Here is an 18,230-nt window from a genome sequence, read left to right as displayed (position 1 = left end):
GCTGCACTCCGGTGCATGCGCCGCTTTTATATTTTTCAGCCTGCTGTTCCATATCCTTTCAGCATATCGCAAAGGCCTAGGGCGCATCCTATTTTCGTGACCAAAATACCCACATTGGAGGATGAGCTAATGCCAGCAGCCAAAAAAGCAAAAGCCATTACTTTATCTTTGTCTACCGCAATTTTTGTTATGGCAGGGTTAACGGGTTGCGGCACCAGCCGGGATGCCGGCAATGTGCAAACGAAAAGCGTGCGTCACGAAGCAAGAGGGATCAATCGTTATGGCGTCGAAACCAACGGCCTGGATGGGATCCGTGCTCGGAACTACCGCGCCCATAACGTGACCAGCCTGAAGACGAGCGACGAGCTGGCCAAACACATTGCCGACATGAAAGAAGTGAAATCGGCGAATGTTTTGTTGACCGATCGCAATGCATATGTTGCTGTTCGACTTACCGATGGTCACGCGGGCAAGTTGAACACGAATTCATACCGTGCTCGCAGTTATTCCGGCTACGCGGATGATACGATGCGCAGCCGTACCTTGTCCCCTGACATGGGAGGACTTCGCGTAAATGACGGTGCGGGAGCGAGGTCCCCATACAGCGTTGACCGGGTTACCCCAGGATTAAACACGGGAACCGCAACGGATCGCAGCCATCTGAGCAATGATCGCGGACTTTACGGTACGATGGGCACCGGTTCGTACGGCATGATGCGCGGATTGACCGGGAGCGACAGAATTCCCATCAACGAAAATACGGGGGATTATGGCGTAAAGCGCGAAAACCGGGTAAACAGCTCGGACGACAATACGCCTGCCGAAATCAAGGGCAAAATCGCAGCCAGAGTCAAGCAGTTTGCGCCTAACGTAGAGAATGTCTATGTGTCGTCTAACCCGGAATTCGTGGAACATGCCGAGAAATATTCGACGGATCTTCGCAACGGCAAACCTGTCAGCGGCATGCTGGATACCTTCTCAAGCATGGTAGAACGTATCTTCCCGACGAATGCGATGAATCATCATCGTGATGGCGTACTTGATCATGGCGTAACAGAACGTTCCAACGGTCGCATGAACAATCTTCGGTAAGAAGCAGCAAGTATGGAAAATATGCCTTTGCGCAGATGAATACATCGGACGCAAAGGCATATTTTTATTGTAGCGGCAGCAATGGAAAAGGTCCAAGAAGCAAAAAAGCCTCTCCCCATTCTTTTCGTAGTTGAAGAATAGGAAAAGACTTTCATGCTTTTTTAACAACTGTGTACGCTCGCGTCAGATCTTTAGTTCTCCAAGCTTGATCAGCTCAACGACGGCTTGCGAACGACCCTTAACATTGAGTTTCTGCATCACATTCGAAATATGGTTACGCACCGTTTTTTCGCTGATGAATAACTGCCCTGCAATGTCGCGAGTTGTTTTGTCCTGAACCAACAATTCGAAAACTTCGCGTTCACGGTGGGTCAACAGAAATTTGCTTTTATGATCGATACCCTTCAATGTTCACCCCTCCTTGCTCGGGTTTGGTTGGTGTAACAAGGTTAAGGGGATACAGTCAACTCATATTATGTAAGGTCAAGCGCGATGGTTCAGTTTTAACTTAAAAATGGGCAGCATAATATGCGCCTAAGATTCTTAATAAGATTGACGTCATGATTTAGGGTACAACGAAGGCGGATCAACAGATTACATACGGGTGCTCATGCCTGTTTCGGGCTTGAAAACAGCGTTGCTATTATGCCGCTCAATGTAGCCGGAAGGCTAATTCTTGCAGTTGTTTGACGAAGTCCTGTTTTAAGGTTGGAGGCTGTATATCCAGCAAAGTCGTTCCGAACCGGTGACAGTACTGCAGCAAGAAATGCCTCTCCGCCGGTTCAATCCAACCGGTAATGCAAAAATGTCCGTCTTTTTCGGAAAGGGACATGTTGGGGTAGTGGTGCCGTTCGAAAATGGCTAGACCCTCAGCGGTAATTTCAATTGCATACTCAATGGCTTGTTTGCTTTGGTTAACCAGTTGAAAGCGATTGTCCAAATCCATTTCTTTGATCAGATCCAAGGGCTGTTCGTCGTCCAGTACTGTGACGTTTACAATCCTGTCGCAGCGAAAAACTCTGTACTCCCCTTGATCCAGATCATAGGACGGACAGTACCAATGGCCGTGATTGGCATAAATGCCGATCGGCTGAACACGTCGTTCCGTTTGCTTGTTCGGGGATTGGTAAACGATACGAATAATGGCTGGCTCCATGACCGCCTGAAGAAGGTCTTCCAGCAAGGGGGCGTTGTCTGTCATTTTGACCGTTCCAAAGGAAACGCGGGTTTGAATAAGCGCTAACGTGTTTTGGATTTTCGGCGATACAGTCTCCAGAAATTTGGAGCGGATCGTGCCGTATTCGGCGCGAAAGGGCATGGAGCCCAAGAGTTCAATTCCCTTTAACGCAAAAAACAGCGCATAGGTTTCCTGAGGCGTAAAGGTCACGGGAGGCACTTTGTACGTATCGAGTATGCGATAGCCGCCATATCGGCCCATCTCGGAATACAAAGGTACGCCGATGTCTTCCAACGCTTTGATGTAACGAAGCGCGGTGCTTTTGGAAATGCCGAACTCTTGCCGCAGCTCCTGAAGCGTAAAGCGATCCTTTTTGTATACGTAGTTCATCATTTTATAGAGGGATTCGTATTTTTTCATCATTGTAAAGGGTCCTCCAGTGCAGCGGTTGGTTTATTGTGAAGGCTGCGTCGCGCTTGATTTTTGCCGGGAACGTGCATTGGTTGAAGTTATTTCTATGATGCCCGCCAATGGTATCCATTTCTGAAACCTTTGAATTGTATAGTATACATTGTTCAATGGAACACAGCAAAATAATCAGGAGGCGAATGGAATGAGTTATGAAGTGGTTACGTTTTTGTCGATGAATGGAAGAGGGGCGGAAGCCATTGCGTTTTATACCGAGCATTTGCAGGCCAACGTTGTATTTAAGGTCACGTACGAGGATATGAAGAAAATGGACCCGGCGATGGTGATTGAACCGGGACGGGAGCAATGGATATCTCATTCCATCCTGGAAGTCGGGGTGCACAAAATCATGCTGGCGGAAGAATCGATGGTGCCGAAACTGGACTACATTGTGGGCAATAACACGTCGCTTTGCATCCAATCGGTGGACAAACAGGAGATCGAACGGATATACCACTCGTTGGTCGGGGACCCACGAACCGAAGTGATCACGCCGCTTGGTCCGATCGTGTTTAGCGAGGCATACGGTATTGTGCGCGATCCGTTCGGGGTGTATATGCAATTGATGTATGATAAGAGATTGGCAAAGGCATAAAAGCACTGATGTATAAGGGTTTTTGTCGACTTATCGACGTAAACCCTTTAATATATTTACTAACAGGAAGAATTATAAGTCGTTCTGGACAAAAGTGATACTCTCAGGGAGTTGTTTGCTTTTTACTTTCCATCCAGCTAAAATTTCCTCAATTTCTTCTAAAGTCAGGGATGTAACCATAGGAAGGAGATCGGCTGAGTTAAAGGCGGTCTTTCCATATCGCGGTAATTAACCCCTTGTGCTAGGATTAACCATATACATACATGGAGGATTGAGTGTGCGTAATAGTGAGAGACTAATTATAATGGCCGGATGTATTTCTTTGTCTGTAGCATTAATAGGTTGTAGTGAATCGGGCTATGAAAATGTAAACACCAATGAGGTAGTAAAAGAGGCTACAAGCCCTGTGACTGAACCGGCTGCGGAACAAAATAGAATAAATAAAGAAAATAGCAACACCTTAGTAAGCGAAAGTCCAACAATTGAGCCTTTAATTACGAAAGATGGAGGGCTTGGTGATACGAAGAAGGCTATTGAACAACTTCGCGGAGCAGATGAAAGGGGAGAGGATGCAGCGATCAGCACTTATCAAAATGATAAGCTTCTGGTTTTATATTCGGAAGATGAAGTAACCAAGAACAAAACAGCTTTCAATGTGACTTTGCAGTTTGAATCAACGGATAGTCCAAGGCTTTCAAAAAAGGAAGCTTTACTTGAAGCCGCTTCGGTACTTCCAAGTGATGCTGTAAAAATCAAAGAATATAAGGCCGATGAGAATCGGGATGTTATCCAGTACGAGAGTAAGTTGCTAGCAAAACGTTTAAAGAGTTTTTATGATATGCAACAAGATGATCCTGAATTTAATCCAGGCACCTTTATCGTTATACTGAAGCATGACAAACAGGGGATTTATTCAGTTGTAGCTGGTGCGGGGAACAAGCCATAACCCCATTGGAAAAGCTTTGTTTAACTAAACCATTCGTTCATTAATCCATAACGGTAAGAAGAGTGCACAGAAGAATATGTACATTCGCATAGTTCCTTCACTGCAGGCATACAAAATGCCCTGGTCTTTATGACCGAGGCATCATTTGGAATAATCTGGTTTTTGAAACTCGCAATGAGGCACTCGAAACATTTAACTTAGAAGCCCCGACCTCTAAGCGTTTAGCGTAGGTGGAGGGTAGTTCACGCAAGCTCTCCTACGTTTTTTTTCTGAAAAATAGAAGGGAAATCAGAATAATAACCACGATCGCCGAGATATTATAGACCGTCTGGAATGTCTCGCTTTGTGTACGGGCAATAATAAAGGCTGCAATAGCAATAACCAGGACTAGCAGACCCCAGATTATCTTTTTGTTCAAATTTACACCTTCCTTTGTATATAGCTGGTTGAATCCCCCGGAGCTCCAGGGGAAGGTGCGAAAACAAGAATAAGATCATGCCCTTCATTGTCTATTATGGAAATTAACCAACTCTTGAAGCTCATGGTTGAAGGATAATGTCCTCTTCTTTGTCTGTTAATCAGCCCATACAAGTACCTGTTCTTCACAGCGGCAAATCTTCGCCAGATCTGACCTGGAGTAACCAAGCCGGGATGTTTTGCGGGTGCACCACCAGCATGAGCAGTGGACTTTGCCTTTGGCAAACATGCCCTTATACTTATAGGCCCAGCCTCGTAATTGAGCGATCCTCATCTTGCGCTGGATCACACGTTGTCTTTGGTGCCGGATGTAAGCTTGATTTCGATTTGTTTTGTACTGTTTCATTATCATCACGCTCCCTTGGGAAAGACCCAGCCTGCAGAGGTTCCAAGGGGACAAGCATCTACAGGCTGAGCGTGATGGTGTTCTTATAGCAACAAAGCATAATATAATCATCCTGTTCGTCGTTAGATTTTAATGAAAGAAATTCACTCTCTTATTGAGAGTACATAATTGTCCGATCATATCTGGTGCGTAACCACATTACGAATGAGATGCAGAAACTCAAATTACCGATATCATAGCCATCCATCTGCCTGATGCATCCTCACAAATGCTTTCCAAGCTTTACGTGAAAACTTCCGATAAAACAACCGCTCCAATTCTGCGTGGCTTGCTTCGTTTAACCGAAGATGCCGCGCTTTTTTGGCTATTTTGGCGCAAGGCTCCGTCGTCGTTCGTGTGCTTCCAACTTTGCGCCGAATCGGCACATGGAACTGAAGCAGTTCCTCCAGACGCTCCCAGCCCTCCCAACTCAAGCGGCCGCCACGTTTCCAATCCACCGCGTACAGCGAAAAGAAAGGATGTTCCCCGGATCGTACCTCCACAATGATCCATAGGGACGGAATGATCTTTTGGCGTTGTCGCCCGTTCATGCGCAGTTCCTCCATATCGGGAATGAACCCGTCTCTTTGTTTTCCACTATAAAACACGCAGCTTCTTCCATCAAGCTGGCCTTACTTGGATCAATCCACATCTCTAAATTTTTATCTCTAAAGCAGTGTAAGCTTCTTGATTTGCCTCGTGTGAATGTTTACAATGAAATTAACGAATGAAAATAATTTTCTGACATACGAAATATATAATAAAAATAATTTTCAAAAGAGGAATTCATATGGCAGCCATATTGCATGCATTACGACAGGAACTGGACAGCTTGCCGTCGCAAGAGCGGCGTATTGCCGAGGTTATTCTCGCCTCTCCCTCCGACGTTCCGGGCTGGACGATTAATCAGCTGGCTCAGAAGAGTGGAACGAGTCCGGCGACCGTTACCCGGTTCTGCAAATCCTTTCACTTCAAAGGTTTCCCCGACTTCAAAATGAAGCTGGCCGCCGAAATATCCCAGCCTGCCCAGGAGTCGGCGTATCAGGATATCGTGGCAGGCAACCCGTTGTCCAAAATCGTGGCCGCCATCGAGGCGAACCATTTGGCTTCCATCTCGGACACCACTAGGCTGCTTGACCTGGGCAGGGTGGAGCAGGCCATTCGGCTGCTTTGCAACGCCCGGCGTATCGACTTATACGGGGTGGCCACCTCGTCGATCGTGACGCAGGACTTTTATCAGAAGCTGGTCCGTATCGGCAAAAGCTGCACGGCCTTCTCGGATTCCCATATGCAGATTACGTCCGCGTCTTCGCTGACCGAGGGTGATGTGGCGATGGCCGTATCGTATTCGGGCGAAACGCCGGAGACGATCGATGCTCTGCATTGCGCACGGCAGGCGGGTGCGGCGACGATTTCGCTGACGTCCTACGGGAGCAACAAGCTGGCCAATGAGGCCGACATTCCGCTGTTCACTTCATCGCTGGAAGAAGGCATGCGGCGTGGAGACATGGCTTCCCGCATCGCGCTGCTGCATGTCATCGACATTTTGTTCACCGGCATGGTCAGCGCGGATTTCGACCGTTTCATTCCCAAGCTGGAGCAATCGTATCACAACGTGCAGTCTTATCGAGTTCATCACAACGGAGGTGCCTGACGACATGAACATTCGCATTTTTGAGCATGAAGAAGATTTGAACGCTACCGGGGCCGGACTGATCGCGAGCCTGCTGCAAACGAAGCCGCGAGCCGTGCTGGGACTGGCTACAGGTAGCTCACCGGTCGGCATTTATAAACATTTGATCGCTCTGTACGAGAAAGGGCTGGTGAGCTTCGCCCAGGCGTCCTCCTTCAATTTGGACGAATATGTCGGGCTCCCGAAAAATCATCCGGAGAGTTACCGTCATTTCATGAACGAGCAGTTATTCCATCATATCGACATCGATGCAGAGCGGACGCATGTGCCGAACGGCAGTGCCGCCGATCTGGACGAGGAATGCCAGGCGTATGAGCAAATGCTCGAAGAGCGCGGTCCAGTCGATCTGCAGTTGCTGGGCATCGGGCATAACGGGCATATCGGCTTCAACGAACCGGGCAGCGCATTGACAGGCCGCACCCATGTCGTGGATTTGAAAGAAGAAACGCGTCAAGCCAACGCCCGCTTCTTCGATCATATCGATGAGGTACCAAGGCAGGCCATTACGATGGGTGTCGGCAGCATTCTGAAGGCGAAGCAGATTTTGCTGATCGCGCGCGGCGAGGAAAAGGCGGACATCATCCGCGAGGCGTTCATGGGACCGATCACGACGGCGTGCCCGGCTTCTTTGCTGCAATGCCATCCGAACGTGGTGGTGCTGCTGGATAGCGCAGCGGGGAGGTTGGTTAAATGAGTGACACACGAGCACAAGCCCAAGGAACAGCATACGGAAAAGAGAGCGGCAGCCCCATTTACCTTCTGCGCGGCAAAATGGTGCTGCCAGACGGTCTGGCGGAGGACGGCCTCCTCGCCTGGACCGATAGCACAATCCTTTATGCCGGACGGCCCGAAGGGCTTCCGGCGTCGATCCGCCGCGATGCGGTCACCCTGCCCGTGCCGGAGCAGGGCGTAATCGTGCCCGGGTTCATTGACATTCACGTGCACGGCGGCAATGGCGAAGACTTCATGGACGCCAGTCCGAAGGTGCTGGACAAAATCACGTCGTTCCATGCGACACAAGGTACGACGGCGATGCTGGCGACCACGATGACCGCGCCGAAAGAACGCCTGGATCAGGTGCTGAGCGAAGTGCACAGCTATCGTTCTGGCGAAATGCCGTACGCACAGCTGGAAGGCGTGCACCTGGAGGGACCGTTTTTCAGCCCGAAATGGCCGGGCGCGCAAAATCCGGACCATATCGTGCTGCCCAACGTATCCTGGCTGAAGGACTGGGAAGCGCAATATCCAGGACTGATTCGCCAGGTGACTTTGGCGCCGGAACGCGATGGCGCTCTGGAAGTCATTTCGTGGCTGCGCAGCCGGCACATTACGGCGGCTCTGGGGCACACGGACGCCACGTATGAAGACGTGCAGCGCGCCGTGCAGGCAGGCCTGCATCATGCGGTGCACACCTTCAACGCGATGACGCCGCTGCATCACCGCAATCCCGGGGCGGCCGGAGCCGTGCTGAGCGATCCGCGCATCAGCGCCGAGGTGATCGCCGACGGCATCCATGTGCACCCGGCGGCGATTTCCGTCCTGGCGCAGCTGAAGCAGGCTGCCGATCAGCTCGTGCTGATCACCGATGCGATGTCCGCCGCCGGGCTGGACGACGGCGAATACAAAATCGGCGATCTGCCGGTCATCGTCAAGGAGGGCGTGGCCCGCCTGAAAGAAGGCGGGGCCTTGGCCGGCAGCACCCTGACCATGGTGCGCGGATTCCGCTATCTCGTGCAGGAGGTCGGCCTTGACCTGAATGCCGCTTCACGCGCGGCAAGCCTGACGCCCGCACGGCTGCTGGGCATCGATTATCGCACAGGTTCATTCGCGCCGGGCAAACAGGCAGATATCGTGCTGCTGAATGAGGCATTGGAAATCGAGGGCGTCTGGGTGAAAGGGAAGAGGCTTTCTCGCATCTCAATATGAGGAGCCTTGGGCTTAGTATCCGTCGTTTTATGAATTCATTCACACTGAGAGTTTGATTCTATATGTCAGTTAATAAAAGAGGAACAAGCGTTGATCGGCAATAAGTGGCATGTGCCGTAACACTTGTTTCTTTTTGATACATATGACGAGTCCGGCCCATAAATAAAACATTAAATTTTCCGATAAATAAAGTATCAATGAAAGTTTATTTAGCAGACTGTTAATAGAAATTGATTAATATTAAACGGAGAGTGAGATATGCAAAAGCTAGAGGATTTTTTGTATGACTTTATTGGAATTTTTATTCCAGGATTTGTATTGGCAGCTCTATTAACCGGAACGACTATTTTTTTTCTGAGAATCGAGGATTTCAATTGGATTTATCAACTGATTGTGTCACAATCGACATTGATTAGCCAGCCAAGCTATCCGTTAATCCAATTCATTTTTAAACACAACGTAATTATGTATTTGCTTTTGCTGGTCATTTGTTACGTTCTTGGTTCATTATTATCTCATTGGTCAGCGAGGCATATCAAGTTTAAAGATGCAAAGTTCAGGAAACAAACCAAAAATAAAGTGGTATATGATGAGAATGTACATATTCTTTCGGAAGTTGAAAAAGAGCTTGTAGAGAGGTACAACATCAAAAATGAAGTCTTTAAAGATGAGAGCACCGATGCTGAAAGTATAAAAAGGAATAATTGGATCATCTATTTCAGGTGGGCCAACTCGTTATCAGGAACAGAAGATCGAACTAATCTGCAAATTCTACTATCAAAAATGATTATGATTCGCTCTCTCTTTTTAGCAAGTTTGCTTGTAATGGTTTATGGTACTATTTTGATTTTTGTTTCATCCGATTGGGTGATTCGGTTGTTCTTGTTTGTCCATATCGTCGTATTTTGGGTGTTGTCACGTTTTTTTGAGAAAGAGTTTTACGCCAAAAAAGTGATCCTAAGCAATGCATCCGTAATTATGTTACATAAGCTGTTCGTGGACAAGAAAAAGCCAGATATTACAGCCTAGCGTTACGGTAATTATTTCAAATAGAAAAGAAGAAGAGGAGAATCAGAGATGTCCACAAATGAAACGAAGCAGGTACAGGATGTAGAGGTGTTTATCGGTGCAAGAAATCTGAAGGATCAAATTGGCTTGATCATGCCCACATATGACCTAATGCTTGAGCATATTGAAACTATTCGGCAAGCCGCAACGAAGACCAAAGTGAAAGAGAATTGTGATGATACAGAGATTGAACTTGAATACAGTAGAGAGATTAATAACACCATAGGGGTTTTCGGAGCAAGGGGAACGGGAAAATCTTCGGCAATCCATACGGTAAGAGCTTATCTAAATGATAGGGTAAGACGAGATTTGAATGTTATTTTACCTATTATTGAGCCTGATAATTTTGGACAAAACACAAAAATCATGGGCTCGATTATTGGATTATTAGAGCAGAAAGTAAACAAGTTACTCAACAAGATCGAGAAGAAGACAACGCGTGAAGATAAGGAGGAGAAACTATCTGAGTTTTTTAACAACTGTGTGTATAGACAGAATAATCCATTGCGAAGCAAGATGAATGAATTAATTGAGTATCATTTATACACGGAGAGCGAATATAGGACGTTGTTAACACAAAATTATGCCGACTTAGCTACACATATCAGAAAATCATCCAGAATGCTGATCCCGGATATCGAATTTAAGCGAAAGTTACATATGCTCGTGAATGAGCTGATCAAAACGCAAAAAGCTTTTGGTAGCTCTAAATTGGACGAGGAGATTCTTATCTTTATCTTCATCGATGATATTGATCTCAAGACAATCAAAACAAGAGAGTTAATTGAATCCATTTTGCAATACGCTAACCATCCTAACATTGTTACCGTGCTGTCGGGTGATTATGACATATTCGCTGAGTCGTTGACTACAGCCTTGTTGCAGGATGAGAACTTGCAACAGAGCAACTTACGTCCTGGCATGCGCTTTAGGGATGGAGGTTTAGAAAGTCTTGAAGGGCGAGAGCTTAGCCAAGAAGAGGAGGAGCGAAATCCAACGATTTTACAACGAAAATGGAACTTGTCACATGAATACTTGAAAAAATTGATTCCTCCTGCTCGTCGTCATCAGTTGGTGAACTGGAATAACAATACCATTCCGCTATTTTCATTTGGTGATCTGAAATTTATGACTCAGTTAAGTCAATTAATGGGGGACGACAGTCTGTTTTCTTATGAAGTTCAATTCTCGGAAGGTAAACAATCTGTAGAACGTCCTATTAAAAGCAGCTATGTTATTTTTGACAAGAAACCAAGAGGTCTTGTGAATGTTTATTATCACGTGCATCAAATTAATAAACTCAAAGCGAGCGCCGAATATCAGCAATTACCGACCGCAGAACAGCAACAAAAACTATTTCAGTCCGTTAAGGCTCTCATCGATACGATTATTATGTCTTCTACTCATTTGGCGGCCAAACAACGTGAATTTATGGATCAGATCTTTCGGTGGGGAGATCAGGCTCAGAGTACATTTATCGAATATGGGAAAGTACAGTCGGATAATAGATTGCCTGTTCTAATATTGGGCGAGTTAATTCGCTCTTTATTAGAGGATGTTCGTTACTCCGAATCTGAATATCAAACAATGAAGCAACAAGTTTTTGAAGAAATGGGCAAACATAAGGCAGATGTCCCTATATCAGACCAAAACATAAACAGGTATCAAGGGTATTATTTGTATTATGTTGTACTGGGCATTACTGCGCATAGCAAATTGCAGTCAGGTTTTCTTTTACTTGATGAACTTTTCTCTCAAAATGCTCAAAATGAAGAGGATATCTACTATACGAAACAAGCATTTTCTCCAAAGGCCATCGAAAAAGAACGAATTGTATTTATGTCCATTGTCCACGTAATGCGTCAGAATAAAACCCTGATCAGTGATTTGTTTAGCAAAGGATATTATGAGGAGAATATGGACGTGAAGCGGAGTTTGAATTTTTTGCAAGAACTCAGCTCTACTTCATCACAATTTGACTTCGTTGAGAAGCTCTTTCACGAGCTTATTTCAGGAGAAGAGCAAATTGTAAAATTAGTGGAAGAATTAAAAAAGGTGCCATTATGTTCAATTGATAATGAGGTATACCATACAATTATTGTTAATACATTGTCGAAGATTATGTTAACCGATAGTCTTAAAGAAAATTTTACATCCAACAAGGATTATCGTGCTCTTCAGAAAATCAATCAGAGCAAGGATGGGGAAAAGTATAGTAGTAAAACGGTTGGACAGTTGTTGCAAAGAATATACAAAAAGATAAAGGGGTATTTAGCAACACAATTAGTCAACTCAGAAATAGACAGCTTGCGTCTTTCTCCGAAATTCTATCGCGGATATGATGCATTTATGAACGAGGTGAGAGATGGAGAGAACACAATATATAGAAGAGTAAGAGGTGTAGTAGGCAGGATTACGCAGTATCGACACAAAGATAAATTAAGTATAGATGATTACAAGGAAATTTTCTCTGAGGTAAAAAAATTATCACAGAATAGTTATGTATGGTTTGGTCGTGTAGAAGCAACACATTTTTTAGCGACGTTAAAGAATGAAGTTTCTTTTGATCTGGACGTTTTGTTTACAGAAAGCTCGGAGTACCCGTACCCACACTTAATCAGAGAGATTTCCTTTTATCTACAAGAGGCCAATCCTGCGATTCAACAAGACCAACAATATCAGGAAGCAAAGAGGCTTATGCGTAAGGAGCTTGAACAAGCGTTAGAAGCGGTGAAGTACGGGGTCTCCCAAGAATTGGAGCAGCTTGGACAATCCTTAGAAGACATAGAACCATCTGGAGATGAGTATGATCAGGAAAATTAACCTTCTCTTGCATGTAGCGTTGTTCCCCTTTAAAGACTTGGCATTTTATATGCAGAGTGGGAACCCTGTACTGAAACTTGCAGAAGTTACGCCCGTTAATTCCGGTTTAATTGAAGGCCAAGTGATTGCAAAGCAAAGAAAGAAATTATCTCATATTTTACATAGAAATATCTTGTTAAAATGTTCACCAGACAGCCTTGATGAAATCAATCTGATGCTCGAAATATTTTATCCGTTTTTTGTATCTTCGAATCATGCATGGAATCAAAGTATATATAAACACTATTTAGGCATCATGGAATCTTTTGCGAAGGCCTTTATTTCACACCGTGATGGAGAGATTGTGTTCAAATACTGGAAAAATGGCCGTAATGAAAGTGAAAGCAACAAATATGATCGATTTTGGTCTGAGTATAAAGAATTGGATAAGGTTCATTTCTTTCATACACTTAGTCGACTGATGCCGATGGATCTTTTTGTCGCAATTCACTACTCTATGAATGGAATTACGGATCCCGAGCAATTGAACGGAGTCTACCAGCATATTAACCTCGCAGATGCATCATTACATGATGTGATGCAGCGAGGGGTTGCCGAGAATCACATTCATGCTTCTGCTGCTTTTAATTTCTCTCATTTATGGCAATTAGTTATGAATAACGCGGAGGCTGAGCATTTCCTGACATGTTTTGAAACAAACCATTTGGCGGAATCAAGCCAAGTCTATTGTTACATTCTGGTTGCCCGAATTCTAAGGCTTGTTATGGGGAAATATTTATCGGAGCTTGAGCAGGTACCTCATCTTCCCAATCTAGTTAGTTGGCTTGCCCAAATACTTGATTCAGAAAAGTCCACCTTTGTGATAACTATATTGACGGATCAGTCCATTGCAGATTATGATGCCTCTGATCTTCTGGCCGTATTGGATGAATTGAAACAGAACTTTGGTTTAGATGATGGAGATCGTAGACATGATATCATGTTCTCTGTGTTTCCATCATCATCCCATATTAAAACGTATGCAGAGAATTTGTTTTTGCATAAGGCGATGATTTATAAAAAGACAGCCTATCATCAACCTGATCAATTTCAATCCTTTTTTTCAGTGTTTTTCAAGTATATTTCTATTAAAAACGAATTCTATCAGCAAATTACACAATCGACTTCAATCAAAGGATTGGATTTCTTTAGGCCCTACTTCAGTAGGGCCACCCGAGGAATACGTAAGAATCAGGATGATTATTACACCCATCTGCTTAGAACGTTGTTTCAAAATTCATACTTGAACAAGGCAGAGATCCGTATTCCCATTCATGATCAGGAACATCGGATTAAGCAAGAGGTCGTAAGAATTCTCGGAGCGTATAAAAACATACTGGAAAAAGACTATGGAATTCGAAGTAATACAAATACTATCTTTCCTAGAATAGGCATCGTATATCATCTTTTGAAAAGAGATGACGACACGGACAAGTGTTGGAGTAGCTATGAAGGTGACAATGAAACGACGATCAGGCATCTATATTATGGTAGGATACAACAAGCCTATTTAAATCAGATTCATTTGATGACTAATTTGCGAAAAAGGATCCCATATCTTTCTAACTTTATTGTTGGTCTTGATGCCGCTAGTTTGGAGAATAGCACCCCGGTTCAGGTATTTGCACCCGTTTTTGAAAAAGCGAGGAACAGTGATCACGACTCTATTCGAGTGATTGATCGGGATGGATATGTTCTGAAAGATCAGAGCCTGTTTTTCACATTTCATGCAGGAGAGGATTTTAGACATATCAATTCAGGCTTGAGACGGATGGATGAGGTGATTGATTATTGCAAACTTCATTCTGGAGACCGAATAGGTCACGGTATTGCTTTGGGAGTGGATATATGCAATTGGGTTCAACAGAACAAGGTAGTCATTTTGCCAAGAGGAGAATACCTGGATAATATGTTATGGATCTGGGGGGTCTATAGTAAAATGTCGCACCTTGATTCGAAAACATTTATTTATCTCGAACAGAAGATTCTGGCGCTGGCTGAGGATATTTTTCAAGTCACTACGGGTTTAACTGTTCGGCTCCTGTACGAGGTGTACCAGAAAAGGTTTAATCACATCGGTGATTCTGTATTGAAAGCTATGCAACGTGTCCAATATGATACTAAGATGGTACATCAATCCGCACAATGTGTTCGTGAAATGCATACTGTCCGTACATGGGACAAAGACCAGTTGTTACTGGCATATCACTGTAGAGGTTATCTGCGTTTAATGCGAGAGCCTGTCCATATGAATACAACAGGGGTTGAGGAAGTTATGGCACAGGATATGCAAAAATACCTCATTGAGAAAATTTCAAGACAAGGAATCGTGATTGAAGTTAATCCTTCTTCAAACGAAGCCATTGGAGAAATTGATTCAATCTTTGGTAATCAGTTGTTTAAACTGCAAACACCTACGAATCATGAATTATCTAATATTCAGGTGAACATCAATTCTGATGATCCGATGGTGTTTAATACGAATGTAAGTAACGAAATTGCGTATCTGTACTATGGTATGCTGGAGCGTGGTATAGGCAGAGAGGCAGCGTTGAGTTGGATTGAAAAGTTGAGGAAATCTGGTGTGAATACATCGTTTATTCGCGGCAATGTAAGTAATGAAGAATACATCAGAATGCTTGATTCTGTAATAGCAGCATTGGATGATCCTAGTTATTGTTAGAAGCTTATAAAGGACTCCTGTATGATAACCATGTTTTTATGCTACAATAAGTGCAAAAAAACGGGATCAACTGGATCGCGGAAAACATGGAGGCACGACAATGGAACGAAACGCGATGCTCGGATCGGACCCATTCATCGCGAAGCTTACGGAGAAGCTGCACGTGCACGGGTATTATGCCTTTTACGGCGAGCATTACAGGGAAGCGGACATGGAACATTACCGGAGGCATTTGTTTGCAATATTCAGCCATATCGTATGGGTTGAACTGGATGCGCGCAAAAAGTACATGATCGTGGACCATCGCGGCCGGAATGCGGTATTGAAGCTGATTGACGGCATGCTGAACACCCGCCGGACGCTGCGGGCCAATCAGGCGATGAACGGGGACAGCACGGAACAGGTGCAGCGGGATATAGACCATCTGAAACAGCTGACCCATCAGTTGAATTTTACGGTTTTTCGAACATAAGTCGGTATGTGTTACAGAAAAAACGGAACTCCCTTACCACAAACAGCGCAAGTTAAACCATCTAGAATGGAATGCGTGTGCTGTCTAAGTAAGGGAGTTTTTTCGTGTTGTAGGAACGTGTGAAATTGCTGGAGCGTTTATTTTGCCGCGGGCGATAATCTCACTTCGAGATGGAGAATCGTCAATCGACGTGTTCCCTGACGGAAATAAATTAACGAGTGACGTGAATCGGCAATGAAGTCAACATCTGTCCCGCCGCGGACGGGCTTAGGTGATCTTCGAATTTATAACCTGCAACAGGCTCGATTTTTGAGTAATGGTCCATGAACAGTCCGATGCCCAGGTTGGCTTCCAGCCTTGCCAGCGGAGCTCCGAGACAGAAGTGAGGACCGTTGCCAAAGGTCAGATGCTGTTTGTTGTTGGCCCGGTGGATATCCAGCGTGAACGGATTGGCAAATACGGCTTCATCCATGTTCGCTGCGCTCATCCAGGTGACGACGACGTCGCCCTTTTTGACGGGCACGCCGAGCAGTTCATTGTCCTGTTTTACGGTCCGGTCCATTTTGGCGATGTGGAAGCGGTAACGCAGCATTTCCTCGACCGTATTGGGCAGCAGTCCCCGCTGGGCCCGTACCTCGCCATAGATCTCGGGCTTATCGTACAGGAAAGCGTAGAACGTATTGGCGAGCAAGTGGCTGGTCGTTTCAATGCCGGCTCCGAGGATGAACATCGTCATGCGTACGATTTCGTCGTCGGTGAGACGTTCTCCGTCCACCTCGGCCTGAATCAGATCGGAAATGATATCGTCGGTCAGATGGGTTCTTTTGTGCATGACATGGGGCAGAAGATAGCTGTAATAGGCAGTAGCCGCATTGCGTTTGCGTTCGTTGACGTCTTCCGCGTGATCTTGCGGCAAAGGCAGGAACAGGTCATAAACCCACTGCTGGAAGAGCAAGCGGTCAGTGGATGGCACGCCGAGCAGATCGGCAATGACGATCGTTGGCAGCGCGCTGGTGAAATCTTTGACCACATCGATGGTCGGCGCATCCTGCATGTCCTTCAGCAGCCCGTCTACGATTTGGCGAATGCGCGGCTCCCACAGCTTCAGGCTGCGCGGCGTAAACGCGGCAGATAGCAGGGCACGGCTCTTGCGGTGCTCCGGCGGATCGGTCATGAAATCGATTCGGCCCGCATGCTTGCCTTCATCGTTGTCGGCGCCAGCGCTGATCGTGGTGCGTTCCCTGACGCTGGAGAAGTGCTCGTAGTCGCTCAGCACCCGTTTCACGTCTGCATAGCGAAATACGTTCCAGGTTCGGGTCACTTCATGGTAACTGACCGGTTCATGCTCCAGCTTTTGCTTGTACCATTCATAAGGACTGAATTCTTCCACAGGCGAACGAAATTGCGTAATGGCTTCCAAGGAGATAATTTCATGATTCATGCACGAGTCCTCCCCATCCTTTGGATAATGAAAAGCATAAGTAATTGTGTGTTAGTTTAACATATGTTATTTTAACATATCAATAAATGGAATAACACATCCCTGCGACCCATGTTACTGGAATTTCATTCTTTTCCCGGGGATTAATCGATTGAACGAAACGGCGCTAATTGATAATCTGATACTAAACATGTACTCCAAGGCAAATCACACGACGAGAGGTACGAAACCATGTACATAGAGCTGCTAATATTGATTCAGATCGAGAAAGGTCCGCGGCACGGCTACGAAATCAAAAAACAAATCCAGCACGACATCGGTTACCTGACGGACATCAATCACAACATGCTGTATCCGACGCTGCGGCGTTTTGCGGAAGAGGGGCTGGTAACCAAACGATTGAACGAGCAGGCCGGAAGGCCTAATCAAACCATTTATGAATTGACGAAATTGGGCGAAAAAAAGATTACGGAACTGGTCAATCGCTTTTCCGAAAAGGAGGCCAAAAGCCAGGTGGAATTCCTGATCCGGGTATCCCTGTTCCACCACATTACCGCCGAGAATCGGCTGCGCATCCTTTCTCTGAGGCGGCAGCAGCTCGATACGCTTGAAGCGGATCTGCTGCAAAGGCAAGAGCAGCGCGAGCCGGACACGTTTCGCGAAGAAGTGCTTAACTTGTCCTTGGCCCAGATCACGGGCGAGAAAACGTGGATCGACCAGTTGATGGGACAGGTTAAAGGGGAATAGGTGACTGGACAACAGGTGCGCTACAGTGGTAGTACGTGCTGGGTTGCCCAATAAAAGTGATACAAGATAACGTATCTTGGGGAGCTGTGGAGAGTACAAAAAGAAGGGAGGCAAGCGGAAGGAGACGGGGAATTCAATTCTAACGAACATCAGAACGCTTATTTGGCTGAAAATAGCTGTCTAGAAATGTTAACGAAC

At 45.6% G+C, this 18,230-nt stretch carries 15 protein-coding genes; 11 read left to right on the top strand and 4 right to left on the bottom strand.

Features of this window, described 5'->3' with window-relative positions:
- The first annotated feature begins 129 nt into the window (after positions 1–129).
- Positions 130–1,092, top strand: a complete 963-nt coding sequence (locus SNR34_RS25365) for a YhcN/YlaJ family sporulation lipoprotein (RefSeq protein ID WP_339274355.1) — start codon at positions 130–132, stop codon at positions 1,090–1,092.
- A gap of 183 nt (positions 1,093–1,275) precedes the next feature.
- On the opposite strand, the gene SNR34_RS25360 is transcribed toward SNR34_RS25365, so the two are convergent.
- Both SNR34_RS25360 and SNR34_RS25355 read right to left on the bottom strand, forming a co-directional pair.
- Positions 1,276–1,500, bottom strand: coding sequence for a helix-turn-helix domain-containing protein (locus tag SNR34_RS25360; protein WP_017692532.1), 225 nt, complete (start codon positions 1,498–1,500; stop codon positions 1,276–1,278).
- 244 nt (positions 1,501–1,744) lie between these two features.
- The gene (locus SNR34_RS25355; protein WP_343261621.1) at positions 1,745–2,692 is read right to left on the bottom strand and encodes a helix-turn-helix transcriptional regulator; all 948 of its coding nucleotides are present in this window, start codon (positions 2,690–2,692) and stop codon (positions 1,745–1,747) included.
- Positions 2,693–2,882: 190 nt separating this feature from the next.
- Here SNR34_RS25355 and SNR34_RS25350 point away from each other — a divergent pair, with 190 nt between their 5' ends.
- Together SNR34_RS25350 and SNR34_RS25345 are read left to right on the top strand one after the other, a co-directional pair.
- On the top strand, positions 2,883–3,332 hold the full coding sequence (locus tag SNR34_RS25350) for a VOC family protein (RefSeq protein WP_486180468.1): 450 nt from the start codon (positions 2,883–2,885) through the stop codon (positions 3,330–3,332).
- Positions 3,333–3,609: 277 nt separating this feature from the next.
- A complete protein-coding gene (locus SNR34_RS25345) occupies positions 3,610–4,278 on the top strand; it encodes a hypothetical protein (RefSeq protein ID WP_486180467.1) in 669 nt (222 codons plus the stop codon).
- Between the two features lie 1,056 nt (positions 4,279–5,334).
- On the opposite strand, the gene SNR34_RS25340 is transcribed toward SNR34_RS25345, so the two are convergent.
- The gene (locus SNR34_RS25340) at positions 5,335–5,691 is read right to left on the bottom strand and encodes a hypothetical protein (protein ID WP_486180466.1); all 357 of its coding nucleotides are present in this window, start codon (positions 5,689–5,691) and stop codon (positions 5,335–5,337) included.
- Positions 5,692–5,930: 239 nt separating this feature from the next.
- Here SNR34_RS25340 and SNR34_RS25335 point away from each other — a divergent pair, with 239 nt between their 5' ends.
- From SNR34_RS25335 to SNR34_RS25305, 7 genes are all read left to right on the top strand, one after another.
- Entirely contained in the window at positions 5,931–6,794 is an 864-nt protein-coding gene (locus SNR34_RS25335) for a MurR/RpiR family transcriptional regulator (protein ID WP_339274349.1), read from the top strand.
- Between the two features lie 4 nt (positions 6,795–6,798).
- On the top strand, positions 6,799–7,527 hold the full coding sequence (nagB, locus tag SNR34_RS25330; RefSeq protein WP_486180465.1) for a glucosamine-6-phosphate deaminase: 729 nt from the start codon (positions 6,799–6,801) through the stop codon (positions 7,525–7,527).
- Complete coding sequence (gene nagA / locus SNR34_RS25325; RefSeq protein ID WP_486180464.1) at positions 7,524–8,759, top strand: N-acetylglucosamine-6-phosphate deacetylase; 1,236 nt, start codon at positions 7,524–7,526, stop codon at positions 8,757–8,759. The genes nagB and nagA overlap by 4 nt, the downstream gene beginning before the upstream one ends.
- A 258-nt stretch (positions 8,760–9,017) precedes the next feature.
- Positions 9,018–9,788, top strand: coding sequence for a hypothetical protein (locus SNR34_RS25320; protein WP_486180463.1), 771 nt, complete (start codon positions 9,018–9,020; stop codon positions 9,786–9,788).
- A gap of 48 nt (positions 9,789–9,836) precedes the next feature.
- Positions 9,837–12,650: a hypothetical protein gene (locus tag SNR34_RS25315; RefSeq protein WP_339274344.1), complete on the top strand. Its 2,814-nt coding sequence runs from the start codon at positions 9,837–9,839 to the stop codon at positions 12,648–12,650.
- A complete protein-coding gene (locus tag SNR34_RS25310; RefSeq protein WP_339274343.1) occupies positions 12,634–15,372 on the top strand; it encodes an amidohydrolase family protein in 2,739 nt (912 codons plus the stop codon). The genes SNR34_RS25315 and SNR34_RS25310 overlap by 17 nt, the downstream gene beginning before the upstream one ends.
- Positions 15,373–15,472: 100 nt before the next feature.
- Positions 15,473–15,844, top strand: a complete 372-nt coding sequence (locus SNR34_RS25305) for a hypothetical protein (protein WP_486180462.1) — start codon at positions 15,473–15,475, stop codon at positions 15,842–15,844.
- A 211-nt stretch (positions 15,845–16,055) separates the two neighbouring features.
- On the opposite strand, the gene SNR34_RS25300 is transcribed toward SNR34_RS25305, so the two are convergent.
- Entirely contained in the window at positions 16,056–17,285 is a 1,230-nt protein-coding gene (locus SNR34_RS25300; protein WP_343261613.1) for a cytochrome P450, read from the bottom strand.
- Positions 17,286–17,516: 231 nt separating this feature from the next.
- Between SNR34_RS25300 and SNR34_RS25295 the strand changes: the two genes are divergently transcribed.
- Entirely contained in the window at positions 17,517–18,032 is a 516-nt protein-coding gene (locus SNR34_RS25295; RefSeq protein WP_339274340.1) for a PadR family transcriptional regulator, read from the top strand.
- The last annotated feature ends 198 nt before the right edge of the window (positions 18,033–18,230 follow it).

Source organism: Paenibacillus sp. XP01 (assembly GCF_057364885.1).
Note: the sequence above shows the minus strand (reverse complement) of the source record. Positions and strands in the feature narration are given on the sequence as shown.

Excerpts from the sequence above, each read along its gene's own strand:
- SNR34_RS25365 (WP_339274355.1), top strand. The coding sequence starts at position 130 with ATGCCAGCAGCCAAAAAAGCAAAAGCCATTACTTTATCTTTGTCTACC.
- SNR34_RS25355 (WP_343261621.1), bottom strand. The coding sequence starts at position 2,692 with ATGATGAAAAAATACGAATCCCTCTATAAAATGATGAACTACGTATAC.
- SNR34_RS25350 (WP_486180468.1), top strand. The coding sequence starts at position 2,883 with ATGAGTTATGAAGTGGTTACGTTTTTGTCGATGAATGGAAGAGGGGCG.
- SNR34_RS25340 (WP_486180466.1), bottom strand. The coding sequence starts at position 5,691 with ATGAACGGGCGACAACGCCAAAAGATCATTCCGTCCCTATGGATCATT.
- SNR34_RS25335 (WP_339274349.1), top strand. The coding sequence starts at position 5,931 with ATGGCAGCCATATTGCATGCATTACGACAGGAACTGGACAGCTTGCCG.
- nagB (WP_486180465.1), top strand. The coding sequence starts at position 6,799 with ATGAACATTCGCATTTTTGAGCATGAAGAAGATTTGAACGCTACCGGG.
- nagA (WP_486180464.1), top strand. The coding sequence starts at position 7,524 with ATGAGTGACACACGAGCACAAGCCCAAGGAACAGCATACGGAAAAGAG.
- SNR34_RS25320 (WP_486180463.1), top strand. The coding sequence starts at position 9,018 with ATGCAAAAGCTAGAGGATTTTTTGTATGACTTTATTGGAATTTTTATT.
- SNR34_RS25315 (WP_339274344.1), top strand. The coding sequence starts at position 9,837 with ATGTCCACAAATGAAACGAAGCAGGTACAGGATGTAGAGGTGTTTATC.
- SNR34_RS25310 (WP_339274343.1), top strand. The coding sequence starts at position 12,634 with ATGATCAGGAAAATTAACCTTCTCTTGCATGTAGCGTTGTTCCCCTTT.
- SNR34_RS25305 (WP_486180462.1), top strand. The coding sequence starts at position 15,473 with ATGGAACGAAACGCGATGCTCGGATCGGACCCATTCATCGCGAAGCTT.
- SNR34_RS25300 (WP_343261613.1), bottom strand. The coding sequence starts at position 17,285 with ATGAATCATGAAATTATCTCCTTGGAAGCCATTACGCAATTTCGTTCG.
- SNR34_RS25295 (WP_339274340.1), top strand. The coding sequence starts at position 17,517 with ATGTACATAGAGCTGCTAATATTGATTCAGATCGAGAAAGGTCCGCGG.